At 64.0% G+C, this 23,565-nt stretch carries 26 protein-coding genes and 2 pseudogenes; 10 read left to right on the top strand and 18 right to left on the bottom strand.

Annotation, left to right across the window (positions count from 1 at the left end):
* From motA to flgB, 14 genes and pseudogenes are all read right to left on the bottom strand, one after another.
* A complete protein-coding gene (motA, locus tag L1K66_RS03990; RefSeq protein WP_034956104.1) occupies positions 1 to 864 on the bottom strand; it encodes a flagellar motor stator protein MotA in 864 nt (287 codons plus the stop codon).
* 19 nt (positions 865 to 883) lie between these two features.
* Positions 884 to 1,804, bottom strand: a complete 921-nt coding sequence (locus tag L1K66_RS03985) for a flagellin N-terminal helical domain-containing protein (protein WP_252259718.1) — start codon at positions 1,802 to 1,804, stop codon at positions 884 to 886.
* Positions 1,801 to 1,935 carry a flagellar basal body rod C-terminal domain-containing protein gene (locus L1K66_RS16530; RefSeq protein WP_407931998.1) on the bottom strand — a complete coding sequence of 45 codons (135 nt, stop codon included), beginning with the start codon at positions 1,933 to 1,935 and terminating at the stop codon, positions 1,801 to 1,803. Before L1K66_RS16530 ends, L1K66_RS03985 begins: the two co-directional genes overlap by 4 nt.
* Before the next feature lie 261 nt (positions 1,936 to 2,196).
* A pseudogene (locus tag L1K66_RS16525) lies at positions 2,197 to 2,811 on the bottom strand (FlgK family flagellar hook-associated protein); the annotation flags it as partial.
* 12 nt (positions 2,812 to 2,823) lie between these two features.
* On the bottom strand, positions 2,824 to 3,141 hold the full coding sequence (locus L1K66_RS03975; RefSeq protein WP_252259716.1) for a hypothetical protein: 318 nt from the start codon (positions 3,139 to 3,141) through the stop codon (positions 2,824 to 2,826).
* Between the two features lie 5 nt (positions 3,142 to 3,146).
* Complete coding sequence (locus L1K66_RS03970; protein ID WP_051700273.1) at positions 3,147 to 3,440, bottom strand: rod-binding protein; 294 nt, start codon at positions 3,438 to 3,440, stop codon at positions 3,147 to 3,149.
* A pseudogene (locus L1K66_RS03965) lies at positions 3,440 to 4,545 on the bottom strand (flagellar basal body P-ring protein FlgI). The gene L1K66_RS03970 and the pseudogene L1K66_RS03965 overlap by 1 nt, the downstream one beginning before the upstream one ends.
* On the bottom strand, positions 4,545 to 5,222 hold the full coding sequence (locus L1K66_RS03960; protein ID WP_252259715.1) for a flagellar basal body L-ring protein FlgH: 678 nt from the start codon (positions 5,220 to 5,222) through the stop codon (positions 4,545 to 4,547). The pseudogene L1K66_RS03965 and the gene L1K66_RS03960 overlap by 1 nt, the downstream one beginning before the upstream one ends.
* A 5-nt stretch (positions 5,223 to 5,227) precedes the next feature.
* Positions 5,228 to 6,016 carry a flagellar basal-body rod protein FlgG gene (gene flgG / locus L1K66_RS03955; protein ID WP_252259714.1) on the bottom strand — a complete coding sequence of 263 codons (789 nt, stop codon included), beginning with the start codon at positions 6,014 to 6,016 and terminating at the stop codon, positions 5,228 to 5,230.
* Between the two features lie 51 nt (positions 6,017 to 6,067).
* On the bottom strand, positions 6,068 to 6,811 hold the full coding sequence (locus L1K66_RS03950) for a flagellar basal body rod protein FlgF (RefSeq protein ID WP_252259712.1): 744 nt from the start codon (positions 6,809 to 6,811) through the stop codon (positions 6,068 to 6,070).
* Between the two features lie 22 nt (positions 6,812 to 6,833).
* Complete coding sequence (locus tag L1K66_RS03945) at positions 6,834 to 7,403, bottom strand: flagellar hook-basal body protein (protein WP_330221253.1); 570 nt, start codon at positions 7,401 to 7,403, stop codon at positions 6,834 to 6,836.
* Between the two features lie 402 nt (positions 7,404 to 7,805).
* The gene (locus tag L1K66_RS03940) at positions 7,806 to 7,997 is read right to left on the bottom strand and encodes a flagellar hook assembly protein FlgD (RefSeq protein ID WP_252259711.1); all 192 of its coding nucleotides are present in this window, start codon (positions 7,995 to 7,997) and stop codon (positions 7,806 to 7,808) included.
* A 3-nt stretch (positions 7,998 to 8,000) separates the two neighbouring features.
* The gene (gene flgC, locus L1K66_RS03935) at positions 8,001 to 8,411 is read right to left on the bottom strand and encodes a flagellar basal body rod protein FlgC (protein ID WP_252259710.1); all 411 of its coding nucleotides are present in this window, start codon (positions 8,409 to 8,411) and stop codon (positions 8,001 to 8,003) included.
* A gap of 3 nt (positions 8,412 to 8,414) precedes the next feature.
* Positions 8,415 to 8,768 carry a flagellar basal body rod protein FlgB gene (gene flgB / locus L1K66_RS03930; protein ID WP_252259709.1) on the bottom strand — a complete coding sequence of 118 codons (354 nt, stop codon included), beginning with the start codon at positions 8,766 to 8,768 and terminating at the stop codon, positions 8,415 to 8,417.
* 214 nt (positions 8,769 to 8,982) lie between these two features.
* On the opposite strand from flgB, the gene L1K66_RS03925 reads away from it, so the two are divergent.
* Both L1K66_RS03925 and L1K66_RS03920 read left to right on the top strand, forming a co-directional pair.
* Complete coding sequence (locus L1K66_RS03925; protein WP_252259708.1) at positions 8,983 to 9,651, top strand: MotA/TolQ/ExbB proton channel family protein; 669 nt, start codon at positions 8,983 to 8,985, stop codon at positions 9,649 to 9,651.
* On the top strand, positions 9,648 to 10,025 hold the full coding sequence (locus L1K66_RS03920; RefSeq protein WP_252259707.1) for a hypothetical protein: 378 nt from the start codon (positions 9,648 to 9,650) through the stop codon (positions 10,023 to 10,025). The genes L1K66_RS03925 and L1K66_RS03920 overlap by 4 nt, the downstream gene beginning before the upstream one ends.
* A gap of 48 nt (positions 10,026 to 10,073) precedes the next feature.
* Here L1K66_RS03920 and L1K66_RS03915 read toward each other — a convergent pair whose 3' ends face one another.
* On the bottom strand, positions 10,074 to 10,601 hold the full coding sequence (locus L1K66_RS03915) for a GGDEF domain-containing protein (RefSeq protein ID WP_252259706.1): 528 nt from the start codon (positions 10,599 to 10,601) through the stop codon (positions 10,074 to 10,076).
* A 15-nt stretch (positions 10,602 to 10,616) separates the two neighbouring features.
* On the bottom strand, positions 10,617 to 11,144 hold the full coding sequence (locus L1K66_RS03910; RefSeq protein ID WP_252259705.1) for a hypothetical protein: 528 nt from the start codon (positions 11,142 to 11,144) through the stop codon (positions 10,617 to 10,619).
* 171 nt (positions 11,145 to 11,315) lie between these two features.
* Between L1K66_RS03910 and L1K66_RS03905 the strand changes: the two genes are divergently transcribed.
* The 6 genes from L1K66_RS03905 to L1K66_RS03880 all read left to right on the top strand — a co-directional run bounded on the left by L1K66_RS03905 (position 11,316) and on the right by L1K66_RS03880 (position 16,517).
* Positions 11,316 to 11,864, top strand: coding sequence for a flagella basal body P-ring formation protein FlgA (locus tag L1K66_RS03905; RefSeq protein WP_252259704.1), 549 nt, complete (start codon positions 11,316 to 11,318; stop codon positions 11,862 to 11,864).
* Between the two features lie 89 nt (positions 11,865 to 11,953).
* A complete protein-coding gene (locus L1K66_RS03900; RefSeq protein WP_252259703.1) occupies positions 11,954 to 12,259 on the top strand; it encodes a flagellar biosynthesis anti-sigma factor FlgM in 306 nt (101 codons plus the stop codon).
* On the top strand, positions 12,256 to 12,570 hold the full coding sequence (locus L1K66_RS03895; RefSeq protein WP_252259702.1) for a flagellar protein FlgN: 315 nt from the start codon (positions 12,256 to 12,258) through the stop codon (positions 12,568 to 12,570). The genes L1K66_RS03900 and L1K66_RS03895 overlap by 4 nt, the downstream gene beginning before the upstream one ends.
* 103 nt (positions 12,571 to 12,673) lie before the next feature.
* Positions 12,674 to 13,669 carry a transglycosylase SLT domain-containing protein gene (locus L1K66_RS03890; RefSeq protein ID WP_252259701.1) on the top strand — a complete coding sequence of 332 codons (996 nt, stop codon included), beginning with the start codon at positions 12,674 to 12,676 and terminating at the stop codon, positions 13,667 to 13,669.
* Positions 13,670 to 13,728: 59 nt separating this feature from the next.
* Complete coding sequence (locus L1K66_RS03885; RefSeq protein ID WP_252260586.1) at positions 13,729 to 15,789, top strand: flagellar biosynthesis protein FlhA; 2,061 nt, start codon at positions 13,729 to 13,731, stop codon at positions 15,787 to 15,789.
* Entirely contained in the window at positions 15,786 to 16,517 is a 732-nt protein-coding gene (locus L1K66_RS03880; RefSeq protein ID WP_252259700.1) for a sigma-70 family RNA polymerase sigma factor, read from the top strand. The genes L1K66_RS03885 and L1K66_RS03880 overlap by 4 nt, the downstream gene beginning before the upstream one ends.
* On the opposite strand, the gene L1K66_RS03875 is transcribed toward L1K66_RS03880, so the two are convergent.
* Positions 16,514 to 19,804: an amidohydrolase family protein gene (locus L1K66_RS03875; RefSeq protein ID WP_252259699.1), complete on the bottom strand. Its 3,291-nt coding sequence runs from the start codon at positions 19,802 to 19,804 to the stop codon at positions 16,514 to 16,516. The two genes, L1K66_RS03880 and L1K66_RS03875, sit on opposite strands and share 4 nt — an antisense overlap.
* A 158-nt stretch (positions 19,805 to 19,962) precedes the next feature.
* On the opposite strand from L1K66_RS03875, the gene L1K66_RS03870 reads away from it, so the two are divergent.
* Together L1K66_RS03870 and L1K66_RS03865 are read left to right on the top strand one after the other, a co-directional pair.
* The gene (locus tag L1K66_RS03870; protein WP_252259698.1) at positions 19,963 to 21,264 is read left to right on the top strand and encodes an APC family permease; all 1,302 of its coding nucleotides are present in this window, start codon (positions 19,963 to 19,965) and stop codon (positions 21,262 to 21,264) included.
* Between the two features lie 54 nt (positions 21,265 to 21,318).
* Complete coding sequence (locus tag L1K66_RS03865; protein ID WP_252259697.1) at positions 21,319 to 22,281, top strand: bile acid:sodium symporter family protein; 963 nt, start codon at positions 21,319 to 21,321, stop codon at positions 22,279 to 22,281.
* Here L1K66_RS03865 and L1K66_RS03860 read toward each other — a convergent pair.
* The gene (locus tag L1K66_RS03860; RefSeq protein ID WP_252259696.1) at positions 22,278 to 23,564 is read right to left on the bottom strand and encodes an acyl-CoA dehydrogenase family protein; all 1,287 of its coding nucleotides are present in this window, start codon (positions 23,562 to 23,564) and stop codon (positions 22,278 to 22,280) included. The two genes, L1K66_RS03865 and L1K66_RS03860, sit on opposite strands and share 4 nt — an antisense overlap.
* Position 23,565: the final 1 nt, after the last annotated feature.

The following is a 23,565-nucleotide window of genomic DNA, read 5'->3' as shown; positions in this document are numbered from 1 at the left end:
TCACTTGCCCCGCATCAGGTCGAGCAGTTCGGTCAGCTTGGGCCGGTGTGCCGGCGGCAGGCCCGAACGCGCCGCTTCGAGCACCAACGGCTGCGGATAGCCGTGCAGGCTGGCGATGATCACCTGCTTGATCGAGTGATAAATCTGGCTGTCATGCGCGTTGACCTGTTTCAGGCGGCTCGCCATCGGCCCGGCAAAACCATAGGCCAGCAGCACCCCCAGGAATGTTCCCACCAATGCGCCGCCGATCATCTTGCCGAGGATTTCGGGCGGTTCGCTGATCGCGCCCATGGTCTTGATCACGCCCAGCACTGCGGCAACGATGCCAAGCGCGGGGAAGGCATCCGCCAGAGACTGGATCGCGTGCTCGGGCTCCTGCATTTCATGCAGCTGGGTCTTGATCGCATTGTCGATCACATCCTCCACCGCGTGGGTATCGAGCGTACCCGAAGACACCACCATCAGCGTCAAGGGATCGCAGATCATGTTGACGACCACAGGGTCTTTCTGAAGGCGCGGGTATTCGCTGAACAGCGCGGAGTTTTCCGGCTCGGTCACATGGCTTTCCAGCGCCACTGCGCCTTCGGATCGCAGCACCTTCATCAGCTTGCTCGAAAGGGCGATCGCGTCGAGGTGATCCTGATCGGTGTATTTCGGCCCCTTGAACACCTTGGCCACGCCGCCGCCCAGCAGCTTCAGTTCGTGCATCGAATTGCCGATCAGCGTCGCACCCAGCGCCGCTCCACCGATCATCATGAATTCGAGCGGCAGAGCGGCAAGGACAGGACCCAAAGAACCACCGGCAATGGTGAAGCCGCCAAAGACCATGACAATAAGGACGATGATACCAATGGCGGCAAACACAGCGGCAGACCTTCCGGGGTTAAAGGGCGTTGAAGAGTGAAAGCGAAGAAATGCGGGTGAAGCTGGCCTGGCTCGCTTCGAGCGCGGTCAGCACCTGCTGCAGGCGCACGATCGCATCGGTGACATCAGTGTCGCCGATCTGCGATCGCTGCGCCGCCACGTCGAGCGCGCGGGTTTCCTGATCCTGCTGGATCGCGTTGACCCAGTCGAGCCGGGTGCCGATGATCGTCTGGCTGCGGGTCGCGCTGTCGAGCGCGGCGTCGATCCCGGCGAGTGCATCCTGCGCCGCCTGTGCCGGATCGGCCGCCCCTCCCCGCGGGGCCAGCGCAAGGCCGGACAGCACGTTGAAGGCGCTGTCGGGCGTGCCGTTGACGTCGAATTCGAACAGCTGATCACCCGTCACCCCGCGTTCGATCTGAGTTCCCGCCGCAACCGGAACAGTGCCATTCTGGCTGTTGCCGTTGTAGGTGACATTGCCGGCAGCATCGCGCACGAATGCGGGCGCTCCGGCAGTGCCCGCGAACAATGGCGCGCCAGTGATGGAACGGGCGTTTGAACGGGCAAAGAGCTCCTCGCCCAATTGTTCGATTTCCAGCGCGATAGCCTCGCGCCCGCTGGCCCCCGCAGTGTCGCTGCCTGCAGCCACAGCGAGTTCACGCACCCGCTGGAGGATCGCGACCACGCCTTCGATTTCGTTCGAAGCCTGCGTCAGGTCCTGGCCCAGCCGGGCTGCGTTCTCGGCCTCGGTCTCTCCGCGCCGTTCGAGCCGGGTGAGCGCACGCAGGCGCGCGGCGGCAACCGGATCGTCTGATCCGCGCTCGATCCGCACGCCGGTGGCAATCTGGGTCTGAAACCGTTCTAGCGAGGCCCTTAGGTCATTCATCTGACCCAGAGAGCGATCGAAGAAGGCGCTGGTGGAATTGCTGATGCCGGTCATCATCCCAGCCCCAGAATGGTGTCGAACAGTTCGGTGGCGACCTGGATCACGCGGCTGTTGGCATCGAATGCCTGTTGCAGCCGCACCAGATTGGCAGCTTCTGTGTCGAGATCGACCCCGCTTTCGGCCAGCATGGTGGCGACCGCGCTATCGCGGATCATCGCCAGCCCGTCGCGGGTCGTATCAAGTCCGGCAATCCGGCTGGACAGCGAAAGCAGCGTGCGGTCGATCCCGGCAATCGGCCCGTCATCGGCACCGAATGCGGCGATCAGATTGGCGAGATTGCCGGTGTCGCGGCTGCCCGCAGGCGATCCGGCAGGAGCAACAGCCAGAGCCGCACCACCGCTCAGGACCATGGTGATGTCGCTGGCCAGCGTGCCTGAGAAAAGCGGTTGTCCCGGCGATCCGTCCAGCGCGGCCCCGGCGGCCTGCGCGGTATTGGCGCGTGCAATCGTGGCTGCGGCTGCGGCATCAAGTTCGCTCTGGCGCTGGGTGTAATCGGCCAGCGCCGCGACGCGTCCGGCAACATTCCCGCCGGCAGGCGATACCGCTGCTCCGTCGATCCGGATTTCCACGGGCCCGCCCGGAGTGATGTCGGCGCTCATGGTGCTGGCGCTGGCAGCGCTGACGAGCACCGGACTGCCCGGAGCGGCCAGTCGCACTTCGGCGGCTCCGAACTGGTCGAAGCTGACTTCGATACCGATTTCCTGCGACAGATCACGCAGAGCCGCATCGCGCGCATCAAGCAGCGCGGCGCGGCCAGCCGTGCCTTCGCGCGCTCCGACAAGATCAAGGTTGATCCGCGCGAGCGCGCTGGCGGTTCCGTTGATCTTATCGATCCCGGCTCCCAGTTCGGCTTCGGCAAGGTCGCGGGCATTGCCAAGAGCAAAGTCGGCGAACTGGAATGTCTCTGCCATCTGCCGCGCGCTTTCGACCGCCGCCGTGCGCAAGGCGGAATCGGTCGGATCGCTTTCAAGCAGCGTCAGCGCAGCTTCGAAATCGACAAGGCTTTCATAAAGGCCCTATTGCTCCAGCGCGCTTTCAGCGCCGCGCAATCCCGCGATCTCCGCCTCTATGCGGGCAAGATCGGAAGTGCTCGCACGCACCTGCCGCTGAGTGAACTCATTTCCCAGCCGATCAACATTGCCGATCGTCACTCCGTTCAGTGTGCTGCGCTGGAGTCGTTCTATCCGGCCTGTCGTCACCAGCTCGCTCTGGTCGATCCGCCGCCGCGTGTAATCGGCGTTGGAGGCATTGGCGATATTCTGCGCCGTCAGCTCCAAAGCTGCGCGCGATGCCGCCAATCCGGTGCGGCCGATGGTGATGAGACTGGTAGCCATGGCCCCTAACCCTTGCCATCAACAAATTGAGCAAGCTGTTCCTCGATACTCCGTGCAAACCCGAAGGCCCCGCTTTGCGAAGCCACTTCGGCGAAGTGTTCGTCGCGCATTTTCTGGAACTGTTTGAGGCCGCCTCCGGTAAGCGGCGCGTCCTCGGCAAAGCTCGATGCGCGCGCACTTTCCAGCATCCGCCGGATCATGATCGCCTCGAATCCTTCCGCCGCCGCGCGCAGTTCCTGCCGCTCGGGCGAGAGCGCAGGGGTTGCAGGATCGACAGCGGAAAGACGCGGCGCAATCATCACAGCACCACCATTTCCGCCTGCAAGGCGCCTGCCTGCTTAAGGCTTTCGAGGATCACGACCAGATCAGCCGCGCCCACGCCCAACAGATTGAGCGCGTCGACGATCTCGGAAAGATTGGCAGCCCCCGGCATCAAGGCGATGCGATCACTTCGTTCGGAAACGGTGATTTCGGAGGATTCCTCAACCGCAGTCACACCCCGGCTGAAGGGATCGGGTTGGATCACGGCGGGCGATTCCTCGATCCGGATCACCAGCTTGCCGTGACTGATCGCGGCTGGCGCAAGACGCACCGCCTGATTGATCACCACTGTGCCGGTACGGCTGTTGACGATCACTCGCGCCGCAACCGGGGCGGGCATCACGTCGAGCATTTCGATGTCGGCGAGCATGGCGGCACGCTGATTGCTGCCGAACGGCAAAACCAGCTCGATGCTCACCCCATCGGCGATCTGCGCCGTGCCGGGATAGCGTGTGTTGATCGCGTCACGCACCCGTGCGGCGGTAAGAAAATCGGCCTGATGCAGGTTGAAGCGCAGCGAGCTTTGCTGATCGAACCCGGTTGCGACTGCGCGCTCCACCGTCGCTCCATCGGCGATCCGGCCCACGGTCGCCACATTGACGGTCAATTGCGATCCGTCGCGGCCCGATACGCCCAGCCCGCCGACCGCGACATTGCCCTGCGCCATCGCATAGATCTGCCCGTCCGCACCATACAGCGGGGCGAGCACCAGCGCCCCCCCCCGCGCAAGGATCGGGCCTGGCCCAGCGTCGACACGGTGATGTCGATCCGCTGTCCCGGCTTGGCAAAGGGCGGCAATTCGGCGGTGATAATGACGGCGGCGGCGTTGCGCAGATTGGGGCTGACACCGGGCGGCAATTGCAGCCCGAGCCGGCCCGATACGCCCCGCATCGCCTCTGTCACATATTCGAGATTGTCGTCACCGGTCCCTTGCAGGCCGACAACAACGCCATATCCCGTCAATTGGTTGGCACGCAGCCCCTCGAACTGGCCGAGATCACGGATGCGCTCCGCCGACGCCATCGAAGGCACCAGCGCGATGAACAGCGCAATCAGCGCGATGAATGTGTGAAAACGCGGCATCAGAACGGACTCACTGCATTGAAGAAGCGCGACAGCCAGCCCGGACGGCTTGCCTGCTGGACTTGCCCCTTGCCGCTGTAGATCACCCGCGCATTGGCCACGCGAGAGGACGGCAGGGTGTTGTCGGCATCAATATCGACCAGCCGGATGCGTCCTGCGAACTGGACCCATTCGTCCCCTTGGCTCAGCGACATCTGCTTTTCTCCGACCACTTCGGCGGTTCCGTTGGGGTAGATCGCCGCGATCGTCACCGCGACGGTACCGCTCAATTGGCTTTGCTGCGCAGCGGTCCCCCCTCCATTGAACGACCCTTCGCCGCTGGCATTAAGGGCATTGGGGTTCAGGAAATCGAGCGGCCCGGCGGTGGGAGGCGTAATTCCGAAGCTGCCGGAACGTTGTGTCTGGCTGCTGGTGCTCTTGGATGTGGTGGTGTTTTCCACCAGCCGGATCGTCACCATGTCGCCCAGTGCGCGGGCGCGGGTTCCGGTGACGAGGCCGGAATAGCCCTGGCTCACCTGAAAAATAGCGCCCTGACTGGCCCCGTTGCCGCCCGCGACGACTGCCGGGGCGGGAGGCGGCGGAGGCGCTGCAAAACCAAGCTCGCGCTGCGCGCCCGAACCCATGCAGGCCGAAAGCGAGAGCGCGGCGGCGATTGGCAAAATCGTCTTTTTCATCATGCCCCTCACAATGTCTGGTTGGCGTTGCGCAGCATTTCGTCGACCGCGCTCACCATCTTGGAATTGATTTCGTAGGCGCGCTGGGCCTCGATCATTTCGACCAGCTCCTCGACCACGTTCACGTTGGAAGCCTCGAGCATCCCCTGACGGATCTGTCCGCGCCCGAATTGCCCCGCGACGCCGAGTTCGACCGGGCCGCTGGCGGCGGTTTCGACAAGGGAATTGTCCCCGATCTGGCGAAGACCGGCGGGATTGACGAAGCTGGCGACCTGTAATTGCCCGAGCTGCACCGGCGCTGCCTGTCCCGGCTGCACCGCGCTGACCGTGCCATCCGGGGCAACCGCGATGCTCTGCGCGCCCTGCGGCACCTGGATCGGCGGGGTCACGGCATAGCCTTGCGAAGTGACAAGATTGCCCTGCGCCGAAAGGGTGAAATTGCCCGCGCGGGTGAAGGCGATCTGGCCACCGGGAAGTTCAACCTGAAAATAGCCATTGCCATCCAGCGCCATGTCGAGCGAATTGCCCGTCTGGTTGAGCGTGCCCTGCGACTGGATGCTGGTCGTACCCAACACCTGCACCCCCGTGCCTAGGTTGAGCCCCACGGCATAGGCGGTTTCGTTGGTCGATTGCTGCCCCGCCACCCGCTGTTCCTGATAGGCAAGCGTCGCGAAATCGGCACGGTCGCGCTTGAAACCAGTGGTGCCGATATTGGCGAGGTTGTTGGCGATGACGCGCATCCGCGCATCCTGTGCCTCAAGCCCGGTGCGGGCGACGTGAAGGGCGGAAGTGGGCATTGTGTGTGTTCCTTTTCTCTGACTCTCGCGCGCGGCACGGCGGGCGGGCTATCAGCCCATGCCCATCAGTCGGGCCGATGCCTCGTCGAGCTGTCCGGCGGTTTCGATGATCTTGGCGCGCTGTTCGAAGGCGCGCTGCGCCTCGATCATCTGCACCAGCGTTTCGGCGGTCTGGACGTTGGATTCCTCCAGCGCGCCGGGAGTGACCTGTGCGGTCGGGTCTTCGGGCAGGACGCCGCCGCCCGGCACCGTCAGGAAACTGTCGATGCCCTTCACCAACTGGCTGCCTTCGGCTGAAACCAGCTTGATCCGGTCAATGACTTGGGCGGGCGCATCTGGGGCGGCGGGATCGGAACCCAGTACCGAACCATCCTCCGCGATCCTTACCGAGAACCCGCCGGGAACGGTGATCGGCGCACCGCCCTGTCCAAGGACTGGCAGGCCTTCGCCGTTCTCGAGCACGCCGCTGGCCGCAACCCGCAGATCGCCGCGCCGCGAATAGACTTCGCCGCCACCGGGTGCCTGATAGGCGATCAGCCCCGAACCCTTTACCGCAAGGTCGAGCGGCTGGCCGGTCGGTTTCACCCGCGCCTGCGCCATGTCTGCCCCACGCACCATGCCGCGCGCCAGCGCCCGCACCTCGATCGACTGGTCTTTCAAGGTGGCAGGCGTGATCGCGAAAACCTCCTGACGGAAACCCGGCGTGTTGGCGTTGGCGAGATTGTTCGCCACCGCACGCTGGCGGTTCATCGCCGCGTCCATTCCGGTCAGGGCGGTGTAGATCAGGCGGTCCATGGCGCTGTCCCCTGCCTATCGCTTACCGTTGCAGGTTGAGTACGGTTTGCGAAATCGCCGTGGCGGTGTCGATCGCACGGGCGTTCGCCTGGAAATTGCGCTGAGCCGTCAGCAGCGAGACCATCTCTTCGGCCAGGTCGACGTTCGAGCGCTCCAACGCCCCGCTCATCAACTGGCCGAGATTGCCGACACCGGGTTCGCCATACTGGGGCAGACCGGAATCCGCAGTCGCTTCCCATTTGGTCTGGCCGATCGGACGCAGGCCACCAGTGGCCGGGAAAGAAGCCAGCGCAACCATCGCAACCGGCTCGCTCGAACCGTCGGAATAGTTCGCGCCGACAATGCCGCGCGCATCGATGGAAATGCTCGACAGGGCCGAACCGGCGGCGTTGACCGTCGGCACGACGACATTCGCGGGTATGTTGGACGTGGCATTGCCATTCGCGTCGACCGGAAAAGCCTGCACCAGATCGCCGCTCTTGGTCTGCAACTCGCCGGTCGCAACCAGTTCGAGATTGCCGTTGCGGGTAAAGGTAACGTCGCCCGAAATCGGGTTGGCCACGGCAAGGAAGCCGTCGCCGGTAATCGCCACGTCAAGCACGCGCCCGGTCTGCTCGATCTGGCCCAGGCCGAAATCCTGCGTAATCCCGGAACCGCAGCGCCGATGCCCGGCGTTACGCGGGGATCGGTGCTGCCGCCGGTGGCGACGAGATCGGTGAACTGGGCGTTGGACTTCTTGAAACCGGCGGTTTCGGCATTCGCGATGTTGTTGGAGATGACGCGCAGATCGGTTTCGGCGTTACGCATCCCGCTAAGTGAGGTGTAGAACGACATGGATCGAGTTCCTTTGTACTGAAGGGAAGTTGGTTCAGGAGATTTCGGAGATGGTGGCGGCGTTCGCCTCGGCTGCCGCGAGCGCCTTTTCCTGCGCCGCGATCAGAGCATCGAGCTTGGACGAAATGTCTTCGAGCGTGGCGCGCGAGGCAGTGCCGTTCTAAAGGGTCGAAAACTGCGCGAGCTGCGCCAGCATCTGTTCGTTGCTCTGCGGCTCAAGCGGATCCTGATTGGCGAGTTGCGCCGTCATCAGCCGCAGAAAATCGGCAGCCCCCAGCGATGCGGCCGCGCTTTCGCGGCGGACCGTGCCGGGCGCGTTCAGCTGGTCGAGAACGTTCGAATTGATTTCCATGGCTTAATTGCTCCTCAGGGTTTCGAGCATCAATTGCTTGGCTGTCTGGAGCGCCTGGACCATGTTCTGGTACTGGCGCGCGCTCTCCATGATCTCGATCATCTCGGCGCTTTCATCGACGGGGGCTTCCCAGATGTGGCCGGTTTCATCGGCGAGCGGGTGGCCGGGATCGTAACGCTTGGTCGGCGCGGTTTCGGATCGCACCAGCCCGTCGCTGCGCACGCTGGAAATCCCGGTGGCACGGTCCAGCTCGGTCGCGAATACCGCGCGGATCGGGCGATAGGCTTCGGCTTCGCTGCTGGCGACGGAGCCGGCGTTGGCGAGGTTCGACGTGGCCGCGTTCATCCCCACCAGCTGCGCGGACATAGCGCGCTCGGTCATGGAAAACAGCGTCATACGGTTACTATCAGGCATGGCTTATTCCCCCTTCAGCGCACGGGTGATGGTGTTGACCTTGCCCTGAACGAAGCTGAGCGTGGCGGAATAGGCCATGGCGTTCTCGGCAAAGGCGACCTGTTCGCGCCCCAGTTCCACCGTGTTCCCATCAAGGCTTGGCATGGTGGGGCGGCGATAAAGCATGTCGGGTTCGCCAAAGCGTGCCGGTTCGCCGCGTGCTTCGGACAGGCGGGCATCGAGCGCGGCGTTGAAATCGATATCGCGTGCCTTGAAGCCGGGGGTTGCGGCATTGGCGATATTGGCCGCGATCACACCCATGCGCTGTGAACGCAATTCAAGCGCGGCGCCGTGGATGCCGAAAATCTGCTCGTTCATGGCTTGCTCCCGTCAGGGTTGAGATTCATGCGCCAAAGGCTTTGCACCATGCGTGCCAAACCGCGTTTGCAGCCGCTCACCCCACGAATTTGCCGGTTTTCGAGGCTTTTCCGGCAAGCGATTGCCGGACGGCGGCAAGACAATGCCCCTTAAACCTCGAGATGGCCGACCGTTCTGGTTGTGATCACCAAGCCCGTCGGGAGTGCAGGAACAAATGCTGGAGAGCGCAGCAGCCCTTTTTGATGTCGGAGCGCTGCTTGTCGTGATTGCCGGAACGGTGATTGCCACCGCTGCCCGAAGCGGCTGGCGCAACCTGCGAGCGGCGCTGTTCGCGCTCGCCCGGCTCCGCATCGCACCAATCGATTGCGATGCCAATCGCGCCGCGCTTGCCCGCACCATAGCGGCCGTGCGCGCCAAGGGGCATTTGTGCTCGGACGTGCCGCTGCCGCCAGACAAGGCCTTTGCGAGCCTAGTCTCGGGCTATCTCGTCAGCGGTTCGATCGAAGCGATGCACGAAGCCGCGATCAAGCAACAGACCGCGCGCGAAACCGCACGCGACAGGGCCGTGCGCGTGCTCGAATACGCGGGAGAAATCGCGCCCGTGTTCGGACTGGTCGGCACGCTCTTCGCCATTTCGCAGCTCGCGCCAACAGGGCAATTGAGCCTTGCCGAAAACACCATGCAGGCGCTGGCAACAGCAGTCCTGTCGTCGCTCTATGGGGTGCTGACCGCGCATATCGTCTATATCCCTCTGGCCGGAGCGATTGACCGGCGCGGCTTGCGCGAAGAGGAAGATCGCCTGGCTCTGATCGAGTGGTTCGAACACGAGCTTTCCCGCGAGCCGCCGCGAGGTGCGCTGTCGCGATTGAAGGACGCCGCATGATCGCGCATCCACGTTTCCCTGCGGATGCGCAGCGCCCCAACGGCCATTCGTCCGGTTGGCAGGTGGTGCTGGCCGATCTCGCGCTGATCCTGTTTCTGGTGACACTGGCCGCGCTGGCGGCGGGCCCCGATGGTGACGATCGTTCAAGGATCGCCAAGCCCGAGATCGCCGCATCGCAGGCCCTTTATCGCGAAGTCGAAGGCGGCCCGAGGCTTGCCCAGTGGCTCGATCAACGCCCGGCTGATCCGCGCGCCACGCTCACCATTCTCGGACAGCACACCGAGGCTGATGACGCGATGATCTGGGATCGCGCAGAGGCCATGCCCCCGGCAAGCGCGCGGGCGTGGTTTCAGGGTAAGAGTGGTGATTGGTGAAGGCGAGGTCAGCGATCTCTATGCCAGCCTCGCCTATGACGAATTGAACTAGACCGCGACGATCCGGTTGCGACCTTCGGCCTTGGCCCGATACAGCGCCTCATCCGCCCAGGCGAGGGCTTCGCGGGTCTCATCCACCCCGGTCACTTCGGCAATGCCTCCGGAAAAGGTCACCTTGCCGAACGGCTTGCCTGTATCGCGGTTCACCATCTGCTTCATCGCCTGGGCGCGGCGGATCCCGTCAAGCTTGCGCCAGGCCTCGTCCTTGTCGAGGCCGTAGAACAGGACGACGAATTCCTCGCCCCCGTGACGCGCGACAAAGCAGGTGTCGCTGGCATTGCTGTTGAGCGTGCTGGCAATCGCCACCAGCACTCGGTCGCCCACGTCATGGCCGTGGGTGTCATTGATCGACTTGAAATGATCGACATCGCAAAAGGCGACGCAAAGCGGCTGGCCCGATTGCTGCGCGGATTGCGCGGCAGAAGACAGCCGGCGTTCGAACGCGCGGCGATTGGGCAGCCGCGTCAAATGGTCGACATCCGCCTCGGTCCGTGCCTTGGCCAGGCTTTCGCGCAAATGATCGGTTTCGGCCTAGCTGCGCTCCATCGCGTCCTCGACCTGGCTGATCCGTTCCAGCATGGCCCGCGACAATTCGATCACCCGGTCCATTTCGCCGGCGGATGAATTGTCGTTGGAGCCTTTCGCCATTTCCTGAATCTGGGCATCGATCGCGCCCCGATGCTCGCTGGTTTCGTCATGCGCCGACTTGGCCGTCTGGGCAAAGCGCATCAGCGAATATTCCAGCTTGTCCATGAGCTTTTCCAGCTCGGTCATCCTCGCGCCGGTTTCCGGATCAAGCCGAACCACGGTGTCGAGCCAGCGTTGATCGATCGGCTCGCCCGAAATCTCGCGCGCGGCGAAGGCTTCTGCCAATTTGGCATTGGCTCCGGAAAGCGCGGTAGTGACCGCGGCCAGATTGGCGCCAGTGATATTGAGGTCGTGGCGCTCGATGAAATCGGCAATCCGATCGAGCAGATCACGCCGGGCCAACTGCGCCTGGCTGGGGTTGGCGGAGACATCGAAAGTGTTTTTTAGCGGGCTTTGAGTTGCGACTCTCATGGTTTCTATTCCCAAAGACTGATGGTCTGGATCGCAGCCCTGTTAATCCGCCATGGTTAAATCGTTTGTTTTGCGCGCTTGGGGGAAACACCTAGCTCGATGCATACCGAGGCCCCTTGGCACAAAGCTTGCTCGGTGGCGGGTGACCAGATCACAAGGGAGTCACTCGCAATGATCACACATCAATCCTCACGCCGCCTCGAATTGCGGCTGCTCGCCACCGCCATGCTGATCGTCAGCCTGCCTCTGTTTGCGGCAGCAGCATCGGCCCAGAACGGCGCCGGGCGCGCCATCACCGACCCGGCCGAAATCGACCGCGCGGTGATCGAATTCACCGGAGTTCCGATAGGGGAGGTAGGCGGCGCACGCGTTCCTGCAGACCGGCGGTTGCGGCTGGCGGCATGCCAGGGTCCGCTTGACCTATCGTGGCACGGCACCCGGCAATCGACTGTGCAGGTCGCCTGCCCCGGCCCTGATCCATGGCGAATCTTCATCGCCACCCGTCCCGCTGCGCAGGCCGAAGCGGCGGCAAAGATGGTGAGCCGCGGCGATCCCGTTACCCTCGTGGTGCGCGGGCGCGGGTTCAGCGTGCAGCAGACCGGCGAAGCGATGGAGGACGGCGCGCAAGGCGACTGGATCGCGATCCGCACCGCACGCGATGCGACCCCGGTTCGCGCCCGCATCGAGCGCCCCGGACTCGCCGTAATTCCGGCCTCGTGAAGGCCTGGCCGAAAAAAGTGTGACCAAGCTCTTAAACTCGGCTGGCACAGGTCGTTCTACCTAGCACAGGATCAAACCGGAGACGCATCATGCCCTCTATTGAAATCAGCAAGCTGCAAGCGGTGACGGGACCCAAAGCCCTGTCCGGCAGTGATCGCGCCGCATCCGGAGAAGCCGGTGTGGCACGCGACACCGTGCCAGGAGCCGCTTCCCGCGGAAATGTCGGAGTGAGCCTTGAAGTCGGCTCAAGTGTCAGCGCGGCAAAGCCGCCTGTCGATGTCGATCGCGTTGCAGAAATTCGCCAAGCGCTGCGCGACGGCAGCTATCCGCTGGTACCCGCCAAGATCGCCGATGCCATCATCGCCGCCCAATACAGTTTCGAGATCAAAAGATGAGCCACGACCTTGCCGGCAATCTGCGGCAGATGATTGCCGTTCTTGAGCAAGAGCGGCAAGCGCTTGCCACGCTGGATGCCGATGCCCTGTTCGAGGCTTCGCATCGCAAACAGGAACTGTGCGAGCTGCTGCACCCCTTCGGCGCGGATGCACTGGATGACGAAGCGCGTGATCTGGCGCTGACGGCGCAGACGCTCAACGACGTGAACCGCCGCGTGCGCAACCTGCTGGCAGCGAATGTGACTGCACGGCTTGAGGCGCTGGGAGCAAGCCAGCACACCTATTCCGCCACCGCCGCCAATGGCGCATGATACCTCGTAAGAATACTTAGAACGCGCAGACTGGCACGCTGCTCGCTGAAACCTCCCCGTAATTGCGCGGATACGCGCGGGGCAAGGAAGGCAGCAAGCAACAGTGAGCCAGAATTCCATACCTGTCGCCGGGATCAGGGCCGCGTTTGACCGCGCGGCTTCTGCGCATCAGGCCATGCGATCCCCTACCCCGGCACGCATTGGCGAGCAGCGCGTGCTTTCGGCGGCCTCCAATCCCGCCACTCCTGTCGAAGCCGCAATCGCCGATGCCGCACGTCAGACCGGGGTCGATTTCGATTTCCTCGTAAAGCAGGCGCAGGTCGAATCCTCGATGAACCCAACGGCGCGCGCACGCACATCCAGCGCGACGGGGCTCTACCAGTTCATCGATAGCACTTGGCTCGGCACGATGCAGCGCCATGGCGAACGTTTCGGCCTTGGCGATTTTGCCGCTCGGATTAGCCTTGACGGGAACGGCGCGGCCTATGTCGCGGACCCAGTGCAGCGGGCCGAAATCCTCGCGCTGCGCAACAATCCGCAGATCGCATCGCTGATGGCCGCAGGGCTGGCGCAGGACAACCGTGCCCATCTCGCCCCGGTCCTTGGCCGCGAGCCCGATCACAGCGAGCTATACCTTGCACATTTCCTCGGCGCGGGCGGCGCGGGCCGGTTTCTTTCGGCGATGGAGCAGAACCCCGATCAACCAGCCGCCAGCCTGTTCCGCGCACCCGCTGCCGCCAATCGCACGGTGTTCTACAATCCCGACGGTTCGCCTCGCAGTCTTGCGGGCGTGATGGAGCATTTGTCGAACAAACTCGATCGCGCTCGCGGGGGGACACCGGAGGCAGGCGGTGCAGCCTTCCGCGTCGCATCGCTTGAGGCAGGCGCAGCCGCTCCTGCCTATTCGCCGAAGCCTGCGGTTTACGGGCAACGATCCATCGCTGCCCCTCCCCTTTCGAACCCCACCCCGCCCGTCTCGCGCGCGCCGATGTCGAGCCTGCTCAAAACCGCTTTTGCCGATGGCAGCGCGGGCATGAGCGAGCGTTCGGCGCGGCAGGTGCGCAATGCCTATGAACAATTGAAAGCACTTGGCCTGTGAACACGACTGTTTCCAACCCGATTTCCTGGCTCGACCGGCTGCGCGCCGCGCCCGCAGCGATGGCTTTGCCGGTCGGCATTTTCGCGCTGTTCGTGTTGATGGTGCTGCCGATCCCGCCGCTGCTGCTCGACATCTTCTTCGTTCTGAACATCGCCATTTCGGTGGCGGTGCTGATGGTGGCGCTGAACGCGCGCCAGCCGCTCGATTTCTCCTCCTTCCCCAGCGTGCTGCTGTTCGCGACGCTGCTGCGGCTGGCCTTGAACGTCGCCTCCACCCGCATCGTGCTGGTCAACGGGCACGAAGGGGGCAATGCCGCGGGTGAGATCATCGAAAGCTTTGGCCAGTTCCTTGTGGGCGGCAATTTCGCGGTCGGGCTGTTCGTGTTCTGCATCCTGCTGATCATCAACATGATCGTCATCACCAAGGGCGCAGGACGCGTGTCCGAAGTTTCCGCGCGGTTCGTGCTCGATGCCTTGCCGGGCAAGCAGATGGCGATCGACGCCGATATTGCCGCAGGCCTCATCACCGCTGACGAAGCCCGCACCCGCCGCCGCGAGGTCACTATCGAGGCGGACTTCTACGGTTCGATGGATGGTGCCTCCAAATTCGTGAAGGGCGATGCGATTGCCGCGCTGTTGATCCTGGGTGTCAACATCATCGCCGGTTTCGCACTCGGTATGATCAGCCACGGCCTTTCCGCCGGTGAGGCGGGGGAATTGTATATCACCCTTGCGGTGGGCGACGCATTGGTGGCGCAGGTGCCCGCGCTGCTGCTGTCGATTGCCGCTGCCGCCATCGTCACCCGCGTGGCCGATGCGCGCGATCTTTCGGGCCAGATTGGCGGCCAGTTCGCCGATCCGCGCGGATGGCTGCCCGTCGCGCTGATCCTCGGCGCAATCGGCATGGTTCCGGCGATGCCGCAGCTCATCTTCTTCCCCGCCGCCGCGATCGCAGGCGCATTGTGGTGGACCCTGCGCCAGCGCGCCGCGCGGCCCGCGCCGGTCGAACAGCCTGGGGAAGAGGTTTCCCCCGACCGGATCGACATCGCCGACGTTTCCGATCAGACGCTGGTGACGGTAGAGCTTGGCTATGGCCTTGTTCACCTTGTCGACAAGGACAAGGGCGCGCCGCTGCTCACGCGGATCACCGGCATTCGCAAGCAATTGTCGCGCGATCTCGGCTTTGTCCTGCCGCAGTTCCGCATCCGGGATTCGCTCGAAGTCGGGGCCAATGAATACCGCGTGCTGCTCGGTGGCCTCGCAATCGCGCATGGCACGGCCAAGCCTTCGCGCCTGCTCGCCATCGACACCGGCGAGGTGCGCCCCGGCCACGGCCTGACGGGGGAGGCAACGCGCGACCCCAGTTTCGACTGCCCGGCGCTGTGGATCGATCCGGCGGCACGCGATCACGCCGTGTCCGAAGGGTTTCTGACGGTCGATCCCAGCACCGTCATCGCCACCCACGCCAATCAGGAGCTGCTGCGCAACAGCGATCAATTGCTGGGGCCGGAGGAAGTGCGCGCACTGGTAGACGATCTGAAGGAACGCGCACCGGCGTTGATCGAGGCGATCCATCCCGATCCGCTGGGCCTTGCCGCGCTGACCCGGATTTTCCGCGCGCTGATTGCCGACGGCATCGCGCTTGCCCATCCGCAGCCGCTGCTCACCAGTCTCGCGCTGGCGCTGCAGAAGACGCAGGATTTTGACAGCGTCATCGATGCGGTGCGCGCCGACATGGGCGCACGGCTGATCGCGGGCATTTGCGAGCCCGGCGAACGGTTGAAGGTCGTCACGCTCGACGCCGCGCTCGAAGGGGCGATCCTTGGCGGGATGGTGGACCCCGGCACGGGTCAACCGCTGATCGAGCCCGATTGCGGCAGCATGATTGCCGAACGGGTGAACCGGCATATCGACGAGGCAAAGGGGCCGGTGGCGCTGATCGTCCAGCCTCCGGCACGCCGCGCGCTCGCCGCTCTGCTGCGCCAGCGCGCCAGCCGCTGCCTTGTGCTGTCGATCAATGAATTGCCCGCGCGCCAGCCTGTCGAAGTCGTTGGCGTGATCGGCGCCGACAATCCCGCGCATCAGCTTCCCGCTCCGACTGAGGAGGTTCAGGCCGCATGAAGCACGATCATTCCGGATTTGCCGAAACCAATCCTTACGCCGCATCGCGGGCCGAGGTCGAAGACCGCGTCCGCCGTTTCCTGCCGATGGTCCACCGCGCCGCCTGGCATATCTATGGCTCGGGCCGCGAAGGGCTGGAAATCGAAGACCTGATCCAGTCGGGCATTCTCGCGCTGGCCGAATGCGCGCAGCGCCACAGCGGCCCGACAGAGGACGGTTTTGCCGCCTATGCCAAGATCCGCGTTCGCGGAGCGATGTTCGATTGCATCCGCAAGCTGATGCATGACACCCGCACCGCGCGAAAGAAGCGGGCGCGCTACAACGAAACAGTCGAGGAATTGCGCTGGCAGACCGGCCAGACCCCCAGCCGCCTCGAAATCGCGCGCGCAATGGGCATCAGCGATGTCGAATTGCTGGAGATCGAGGCATCGGCCATCACCGTCTCATCGATCAGCGACGAATATGACGAAAGCAACACTGCCTTTGCCAGCGACGATCCCGACCCGTTCGAAATCATCGCCGGACAGGAAGACCGCGAACGGCTGGTGGCGGCGATGCACCAATTGCCCGACCGGCTGAAGCTGGTGTTGCAGCTGTTCTATGTCGAGGAACTGAACCTCACCGAAATCGCCGAAGTGCTCGAAGTCAGCGTGCCGCGCGTCCACCAGCTCCGCGCCAAGGCCCTGAAAGACCTGCGCGGGCTGATGGAGCGCGAGGACGAGGCTTAGCCCGCGTCCTGATGTGCCGCTGCGGCGTGGGTCGCTTCCTCCGATCCGCCCGCACCGGTGGATTCCCACCAATAGGCGCGGCGCTGGCGATTGCCGGTCTCGACCTCGTTCAGCGTTTTCGCATCATACAGCCGCCCGCCGAGCATCACGCGTTCGATCTTGTCCGAATTCATGATGTCCGCGCTGGGATCGGCGCTCAGGATCACGAGGTCAGCGAGCTTGCCCGCCTCGATGCTGCCGATGTCGCGATCCATTCCCAGCGATTGCGCCGGGGCGATGGTGCCTGCCCGCAGCGCCTCGACCGGGGTCATGCCCCCGCGCACGAAGCTCCACAGTTCCCAGTGGTGATCCAGCCCCGCCTGCTGCCCGTGCGCGCCGATCGACACGCGAACCCCGCGCTGGGCCAGCTTGTGCGCCTCACGCGCGGCATTGTCGTCAACAAAAGCCCAGTCGGGCGCGGTGGTGCGCCGTCCGGTTTCCGCCAGCAGCAGCTTGGGCGGGGTGTGGATCATCAACGGATGTTCCCACACGTTCATTGCCTGCCGCCAGTACGGATCACCCGCCAGACCGCCATAGGTGACGTTGAGCGTCGGGGTGTAGTTGGAGTTCGACTGGCTGAAGAACTGCAGCACGTCTTCGTAGAACACGTCGCCGGGGACATTGTGTTCAATGGTGGAATTGCCATCGGCGATCAGGTTCATGTCCATGCCGAACAGCGAACCGCCTTCGGCCACCACCAGCATGTTTTCCTCGGCCGCGGCGCGCGCGACCATCTGGCGCTGTTCACGCCGGGGCTGGTTGTAGTTCTTGACCGAAATCCCGCCCTGCGCACGGATACGGCGGACATGCGCCAGCGCATCGTCATAGCTGTCGATCCGGGCGTAGACCGATGGCGCCTTGGCACCATAGATGATTTCCCCGGTAGAAAAGATGCGCGGAGCCAGCAGCAGGCCCGCCTGCTGGCGTTCGGCAGCGGCAAAGATCTGGCTCGCATCGTTGGACGGATCGTGGATCGTCGTCACCCCGGTGGCGAGATCCTGCATCATGCGCCAGTTCTGCTGCGGGATGAAATCGCCCACACCTTGCGGCCCGTGCGCATGCGCATCGACAAGGCCGGGCATGATCGTGTGGCCGCTGGCATCGACAACCGTGGCCCCTGCCGGAACCGCCACTTCGCCCGCCGCGCCCACGGCCTTGATCCGATCACCCTCGATCACGATCACGCCGTTCTCGATCGCGCCGGCATCAGTCGCATCAAGCCCGGCCGCCATCGTCAGGATGCGCGCGCCCGTGATCGCCACCGTGCCGGTCGGCTTGTCGGCATTGACGGTGACGGCCATCGAAATGCCGGTTTCGGGCGGGGTGTAGCCCGTCCCCTTGTCCTCGCCTTCGCCCTTGGGCGCATTGCGGAAGAAGTCGGATACCTGCGCCTGGCGCAGCTCCGGCCCGATTGACCAGAACACAGTCTCCCCGCCATTGGTCCAGCCGATATAGTCCGCACCGCCGGTCGAAACCTTGGTGATCGGCAGCGATCCGCCGTTTTCGGAGACGCTGACAGCCTGCCCGCCGGGGATCAGCGGCATTGCGAAGACTTCGTAATTCTGGCGGAACGCCACCGTGCGGCCATCGGGCGACACGCGGAAATCATTGGCGAGATCGCCCTTGACGATGGTGCGCTTGTCCTCGCCATCAAGATCGGTCGAAACCAGCGCAAGGTTGCCGCCCTCGTTCATGGTCATGAAGATGCGGTTGCTGTCCGCGCCGAATTGCGGATCCGATCCGGATCGGCTCACCATCATCGGCGCGCCGCCAGCGGTCGGGATCATGTAGATGCCCGAATTCTCGGAATAGTCGGAGGAGGTCAGATACCCGCCCGAACGTTTCTCATAGGCGATGTGCTGGCCATCAGGTGACCATGCGAGGCTGGCGTAATGACCGGGCTCGCTGGTGATGACACGCGGATTTTCGCCATCGGCAGTGGCGACGATGATGCGGCCCAGATTTTCATCGGTCCATTCGACATAGGCGATCTGGCTGCCATCGCGGCTGAACGCGGGAAAAGCCTCGATCACGTCGCTTGCACCCGTAAGCGGCCGCGGCGCATCGCGCCCGCGCGCGCTCTTGGTGTGAAGCCGCCCGAGGGTTTCAAACACCACGCGCGTGCCGTCGGGCGACAATTGGCCAAAGCGCGACATGCTGGTGGTGAACCGCTCGGGCGCGACATCGATCACCGGATGCGGCGCATCGGCCACGCCGCGCGTGTCGTTGATGCGGAACGGGATTTCGGCCTTGTTCGATCCGTCCCGGTCGATCCGGTTCAGCTTGCCCCCGGCCCAGAACAGGATCGAACGGCTGTCGGGCGTCCACGCCATGTTGGGATAGACGCCATAGACCGCCCAGGTTTCCTGCAGGTCGAGATCAAGCCCGCCGTAGATCATCCGCTCGCGCCCGCTGGCGATGTTCTTCACCCACAGCTGCGATGTGTCCTTGTCACGCCGGACAAAGGCGATTTCGGCTCCGTCGGGCGAAGGCGTGGCACGCACCGCGCCGCCATAGCCATCGACGGCGGTGGTGACTTCACCGGTTTCCAGATCATGCCGCTCAATCGCGAAGATGCCGGTCTGGCTGTCCTGCGCGTAGATGAAGGTGTTACCCGGCGTGGTGTTGCGGGTGTAATAGATCGCGCTGCCATCGGGGGTGAAGGCGGGTTCGCCCAGTTCTTTCTGCAACTGCTCGTTCGCGCGCTCGACAATCGCGACGCCGCCGCCGCCTGATACGTGATACATCCAAATTTCGCCGGTGCCCGCGCTGCGTTGAGTGGTGAAATGCTTCTTGGCGATGATGAAGCGCCCGTCGGGCGACCAGTCGGGCTGGTTCAGCAGGCGGAAGCTTTCGTTGGTCACCTGCCGCTTGTCGCTGCCATCGACATTCATAACCCACACATTGTCGCCGCCGCCCCGGTCAGAGGTAAAGGCGATGCGCGTGCCATCGGGGGAGAAGCGCGGCTGCACTTCCCACGCCAGCCCTTCGGCAATCCGTTTGGGCGTCCCGCCGGTGATCGGCATGGTGTAGATATCGCCCAGCACGGTGAAGGCGATCATCTGCCCGTCGGGCGAGACATCCACGTCCATCCAGGTCGCTTCGTCCGTCTGAATCGGCACCTGTTCGATCTTGGCCCCGCGCGGCGCGTTGACGTCCCAGCCGTCCTCCTTGTCATCGGCTGCCAGCGCCAGCGAAGGCGCGGCAAGCATGGTGCAGGCAAGCAAGGTAGCGGTGAAGCGGCGCATAATCGGTATCTCCCTCGTTTGGCGCGGGAGACTAGCGGCGCGACATAATATTGCTAGAGGGCCGCCCAAGTCGTTGGTCGATTTGAACGGGCCGATTTGACATGCGGGCCGTTTCTGCCAGTCTCATGCCCGGTCGCGCAGCTCGGGGGGGCTGACACTTGACTGAAACGAACAAGCCACCGCGCGTGGTCGGCCCGCTTGGCGCCACTCTCATGAGCATCAACGGAATGATCGGTGCAGGCATCTTTGCCTTGCCGGCGCTGCTTTATGCCGAAGTCGGCAATTTCGCGCCGTGGATGTTCCTGATTTTCGGACTGCTGTTCAGCGCCAGCATCTTCATTTCGGCCCGGCTATCCAACATGTTCCGCGCATCGGGCGGGCCGCAATTGTGGGCACAGGCCGCGTTCGGGCCGTTCGTCGGGTTCCAGATCGGCTGGGTCATGGTGCTTGCGATGGCGGCGGGCCGGGCGGCGACGCTTTACGTGCTGGTTTCGTACCTCGCGGTAATCTTCCCGGTTTTCGACGGCGCGCTGGCCCGCGCTCTGGCTCTCGCATTCCTGCTCGCGGCGCTGACGGCAATCAACCTCTCGGGGATGAGGAACAGCGTGGGCGGGCTGGCCTTGGGCACAGTCCTGAAACTCAGCCCGATCCTGCTGCTGTGCGCGTTCGCTTTTGCCTCAGGCGGGATCGCGACACAGTTCGCCATGCCGCGTTTCGAAGCCTTCGAAAGCGTCGCCCTGCTGGTCTATTTCGCATTCTCGGGCGCGAACAGTTCTTCCTATGCCGCCGGAGAGCTGAAGAACCCGCGCCGCGACCTGCCCATGACCATGCTGGGTTCGCTTGCTGTCATCATCGTGTTCTACATGGCTGTGCAATGGGCCTATATCGCTGCGGGTGCGCCGCAGGGCGATGGCGATGCGACCCCACTGGCTTCGGCAGCGGCGGCGGTGATGGGCGAGAATGGCGCGCTTCTGCTCAGCCTCGCGGCGATCTTCTCGATCGCGACCAATTCGCTGAGCTTTTTCATCGTCGGCCCGCGTGTGGCTTTCGCGATGGCTGATCGCGGCCTGCTGCCCGCCACCTTCGCGCATGTCTCGCACGGATCGAAGGCGCCGGACCGGGCGATCCTGCTGTTCGCCGCGATTGTCGGCCTGATGCTTGCAAGCGGCGCCTTCACCTTTCTCGCGACCGTCACATCGCTTGCTGCGCAGCTGGTGTGGCTGGTGGTGGTCGCGGCTTTCTATGTCATCATGACCCGTTCGGACGAAAGGCACGACGGACACCTCGCCGCCTATTGGTGGCCGATCATGGCGGTTTCGGTGGGCTTTGGCATCTTCACGATCATTCAGGCACCCGCCAGTGCCTTTGCCCTGCTGGCCGTTCTGCTGGTGGCCGGCACCGCGCTCTATTTCGTCGCGCGGCGAAGCGAAACTCAGGCACCCGAACCCGAGTTCGATTAGCCGCCCCTGCCGATTTCGCGGCTATGAAGTGCCGCGCGATTTCGGCAAAGGGGGATGATGCTGCGCACCATAACCAACAATTTCGCCGTGCTCACCGTGGTGGGAGTGGCGCTGGCGTGGGTTTTCCCGCCCGCCTTCACATGGATGACAGACGGCAGCATCCGCATCGCGGGCCAGCCACTGCTGTCGGTCGCGCTGGGCCTGATCATGCTGGCGATGGGCCTGACGCTGACGTTTGAGGATTATCGCAATCTCACGAAACTGCCGCGCGCGCTCGCGGCCGGGGTGGCGCTGCAATTCGCGGTCATGCCGCTGGCCGGATATGCCATCGCGAAAGGCATGGGGCTGGAGCAGGGATTGGCCGTCGGCCTGATCCTCGTCGCCTGCTGTCCGGGAGGCACGGCGTCGAACATCGTCGCCTATCTCGCGCGCGGCAATGTCGCGCTGTCGGTGGCGATGACGATGGCATCGACTTTGGCCGCTGTCGCGCTGACCCCGCTACTGACGGGCGCGCTGGCGGGTGCCTATGTCGAGATTGATCGCTGGAACCTGCTGATCAACATGGTCGCCATCGTGCTGGTGCCGGTGGTGCTGGGGACGCTGCTCAACCGCCTGTTCCCGCGCGCGGCGGGCGCGGTGAGCGGCTTGCTGCCGCTGGTGGCCATCGTGCTGGTGATCCTGATCGTCGGCGGGATCGTGGGCGGCGCGAAGGACCAGATCGCAAGCCACGCAGGCGTGCTGTTGCTGGCGACTTTCCTGCTGCACGCGGTCGGTTTCGCGCTTGGGTTTGTGCTGGCGCGGATGCTGCGGCTGGGCGTTACCGAGGCTCGCACGATCAGCATCGAAGTCGGGATGCAGAATTCCGGCCTCGGATCAGGCCTCGCCAAGACCCCCGCCTTTGCCGCGCAATTCGCCGACATCACGCAAGCCGCGCTCGCCCCGGTTCCTGCAGCGATATCGGCGGTGTGGCACGTGGTGATCGGGAGCCTGCTCGCCGGTTGGTGGCGCAGAGGCTAACCGTACATCCCCCGCTTCGACCCCAGATAGCCGAACAGATAGGCCCCCACTTTCCGCATCTGGATTTCCTCCGAGCCTTCGGTGATGCGATAGCGGCGGTGGTGGCGGTAGATGTGCTCGAAGGGCTTGTGGCGCGAATAGCCGATGCCGCCGTGGACCTGCATCGCGCGGTCGGCGGCTTCGCACACCAGCCGGTTCGCCCAGTAATTGCACATGCTGACCTTGTCGGAGATGGTCTTCTCGATCTGTTCGTGGGGCATGTTGTCCATCTCCCACGCGGTCTTGAAGATGAGGAGGCGCAGCATCTCCGCCTGCGTTGCCAACTCGACCAGCGGGAACTGGATCGCCTGATTGCGCGCCAGCTCCTCGCCGAAAGGCTTGCGTGTCCGGGCGTATTTCACGCTTTCATCAATGCAGAACATCGCTGCGCCGCAGCTTGAGGCCGCCTGCCGGATGCGGTTCTGGTGGACGAAGCTTTGCGCCAGCGCGAGGCCGCGGCCCTCCACGCCGAGGATCGCCGAGTCCGGCACCCAGACATCGCGCACGCTGAGGCGCGGGTGGTCGGTGGGCATGTTGAAAGTCCACATCCACTCCTCGATTTCGAGGCCTTCAGTGGGGTTGGGGACGAGGAAACAGGTGATCCCGCTCGCATCCCCGGCCTTGCCGCTCGTGCGCGCGAACATCGCGCAGTGGGTGGCGACGTGCATCCCGGTGATCCACATCTTCTCGCCGTTGATCAGCCAGCCGTCGACTCCGTCGCGGGTCTCGCGCACCGCGTGGGTCTCCATGTGCGTGGCGTCCGATCCGTGGTTCGCTTCGGTGAGGCCGAAGGCGACGCGCCGGGTGCGTTCAAACCCGCCGAGGATGAATTCCTGCTTCTGCTCCTCGGTCCCCCACTGGTCGAACATGGCGACGAAGGGGAAGTTGCCGACGATGGAGTGTTCGTTCTGTAAGTCATTGTGCAGGCCGAGGCCTTGGCGCGCAAAGTGCTCGCGGATCACCGCCATCCAGAGGTTCGACCCGTCCTTGCCGCCGTATTTCTTCGGCGCGGAGAAACGCCAGTGTCCGGCGGCATCGGCACGGCGGGTGGCCTCGCGCAGCAACTCCTCCCACTCGTGGCGCGGGAGGCCGCCCTCCTCGAAATTGGTCCGCGCCCATTCGCGGCGGTGGTCGAAGAAGCGGATGTTATCGTCTTGGCTCTCAAGCGGCTTGATCTCGGCGGCGATGAAGGCGTCGAGATCATCGAGATAGGCCTGAAGGTCGGCAGGGATGGCGAAGTCCATG

Source organism: Erythrobacter aurantius, assembly GCF_023823125.1.
In the GTDB taxonomy this organism is placed as follows: Bacteria; Pseudomonadota; Alphaproteobacteria; order Sphingomonadales; family Sphingomonadaceae; genus Erythrobacter; species Erythrobacter aurantius.
This window is presented reverse-complemented; position numbering and strand designations above follow the sequence as displayed.

Excerpts from the sequence above, each read along its gene's own strand:
- L1K66_RS16530 (WP_407931998.1), bottom strand. The coding sequence starts at position 1,935 with ATGCTGGCCGAAAGCGGGGTCGATCTCGACACAGAAGCTGCCAATCTG.
- L1K66_RS03885 (WP_252260586.1), top strand. The coding sequence starts at position 13,729 with ATGGCTTTGCCGGTCGGCATTTTCGCGCTGTTCGTGTTGATGGTGCTG.
- L1K66_RS03985 (WP_252259718.1), bottom strand. The coding sequence starts at position 1,804 with ATGATGACCGGCATCAGCAATTCCACCAGCGCCTTCTTCGATCGCTCT.
- L1K66_RS03950 (WP_252259712.1), bottom strand. The coding sequence starts at position 6,811 with ATGGACCGCCTGATCTACACCGCCCTGACCGGAATGGACGCGGCGATG.
- L1K66_RS03925 (WP_252259708.1), top strand. The coding sequence starts at position 8,983 with ATGCTGGAGAGCGCAGCAGCCCTTTTTGATGTCGGAGCGCTGCTTGTC.
- L1K66_RS03860 (WP_252259696.1), bottom strand. The coding sequence starts at position 23,564 with ATGGACTTCGCCATCCCTGCCGACCTTCAGGCCTATCTCGATGATCTC.
- flgB (WP_252259709.1), bottom strand. The coding sequence starts at position 8,768 with ATGAACGAGCAGATTTTCGGCATCCACGGCGCCGCGCTTGAATTGCGT.
- L1K66_RS03910 (WP_252259705.1), bottom strand. The coding sequence starts at position 11,144 with ATGAGAGTCGCAACTCAAAGCCCGCTAAAAAACACTTTCGATGTCTCC.
- flgC (WP_252259710.1), bottom strand. The coding sequence starts at position 8,411 with ATGCCTGATAGTAACCGTATGACGCTGTTTTCCATGACCGAGCGCGCT.
- flgG (WP_252259714.1), bottom strand. The coding sequence starts at position 6,016 with ATGCCCACTTCCGCCCTTCACGTCGCCCGCACCGGGCTTGAGGCACAG.
- L1K66_RS03940 (WP_252259711.1), bottom strand. The coding sequence starts at position 7,997 with ATGGAAATCAATTCGAACGTTCTCGACCAGCTGAACGCGCCCGGCACG.
- L1K66_RS03905 (WP_252259704.1), top strand. The coding sequence starts at position 11,316 with ATGATCACACATCAATCCTCACGCCGCCTCGAATTGCGGCTGCTCGCC.
- L1K66_RS03920 (WP_252259707.1), top strand. The coding sequence starts at position 9,648 with ATGATCGCGCATCCACGTTTCCCTGCGGATGCGCAGCGCCCCAACGGC.
- L1K66_RS03960 (WP_252259715.1), bottom strand. The coding sequence starts at position 5,222 with ATGATGAAAAAGACGATTTTGCCAATCGCCGCCGCGCTCTCGCTTTCG.
- L1K66_RS03865 (WP_252259697.1), top strand. The coding sequence starts at position 21,319 with ATGATGCTGCGCACCATAACCAACAATTTCGCCGTGCTCACCGTGGTG.
- L1K66_RS03975 (WP_252259716.1), bottom strand. The coding sequence starts at position 3,141 with ATGGCTACCAGTCTCATCACCATCGGCCGCACCGGATTGGCGGCATCG.
- L1K66_RS03880 (WP_252259700.1), top strand. The coding sequence starts at position 15,786 with ATGAAGCACGATCATTCCGGATTTGCCGAAACCAATCCTTACGCCGCA.
- L1K66_RS03875 (WP_252259699.1), bottom strand. The coding sequence starts at position 19,804 with ATGCGCCGCTTCACCGCTACCTTGCTTGCCTGCACCATGCTTGCCGCG.
- L1K66_RS03895 (WP_252259702.1), top strand. The coding sequence starts at position 12,256 with ATGAGCCACGACCTTGCCGGCAATCTGCGGCAGATGATTGCCGTTCTT.
- L1K66_RS03970 (WP_051700273.1), bottom strand. The coding sequence starts at position 3,440 with ATGATTGCGCCGCGTCTTTCCGCTGTCGATCCTGCAACCCCTGCGCTC.
- L1K66_RS03900 (WP_252259703.1), top strand. The coding sequence starts at position 11,954 with ATGCCCTCTATTGAAATCAGCAAGCTGCAAGCGGTGACGGGACCCAAA.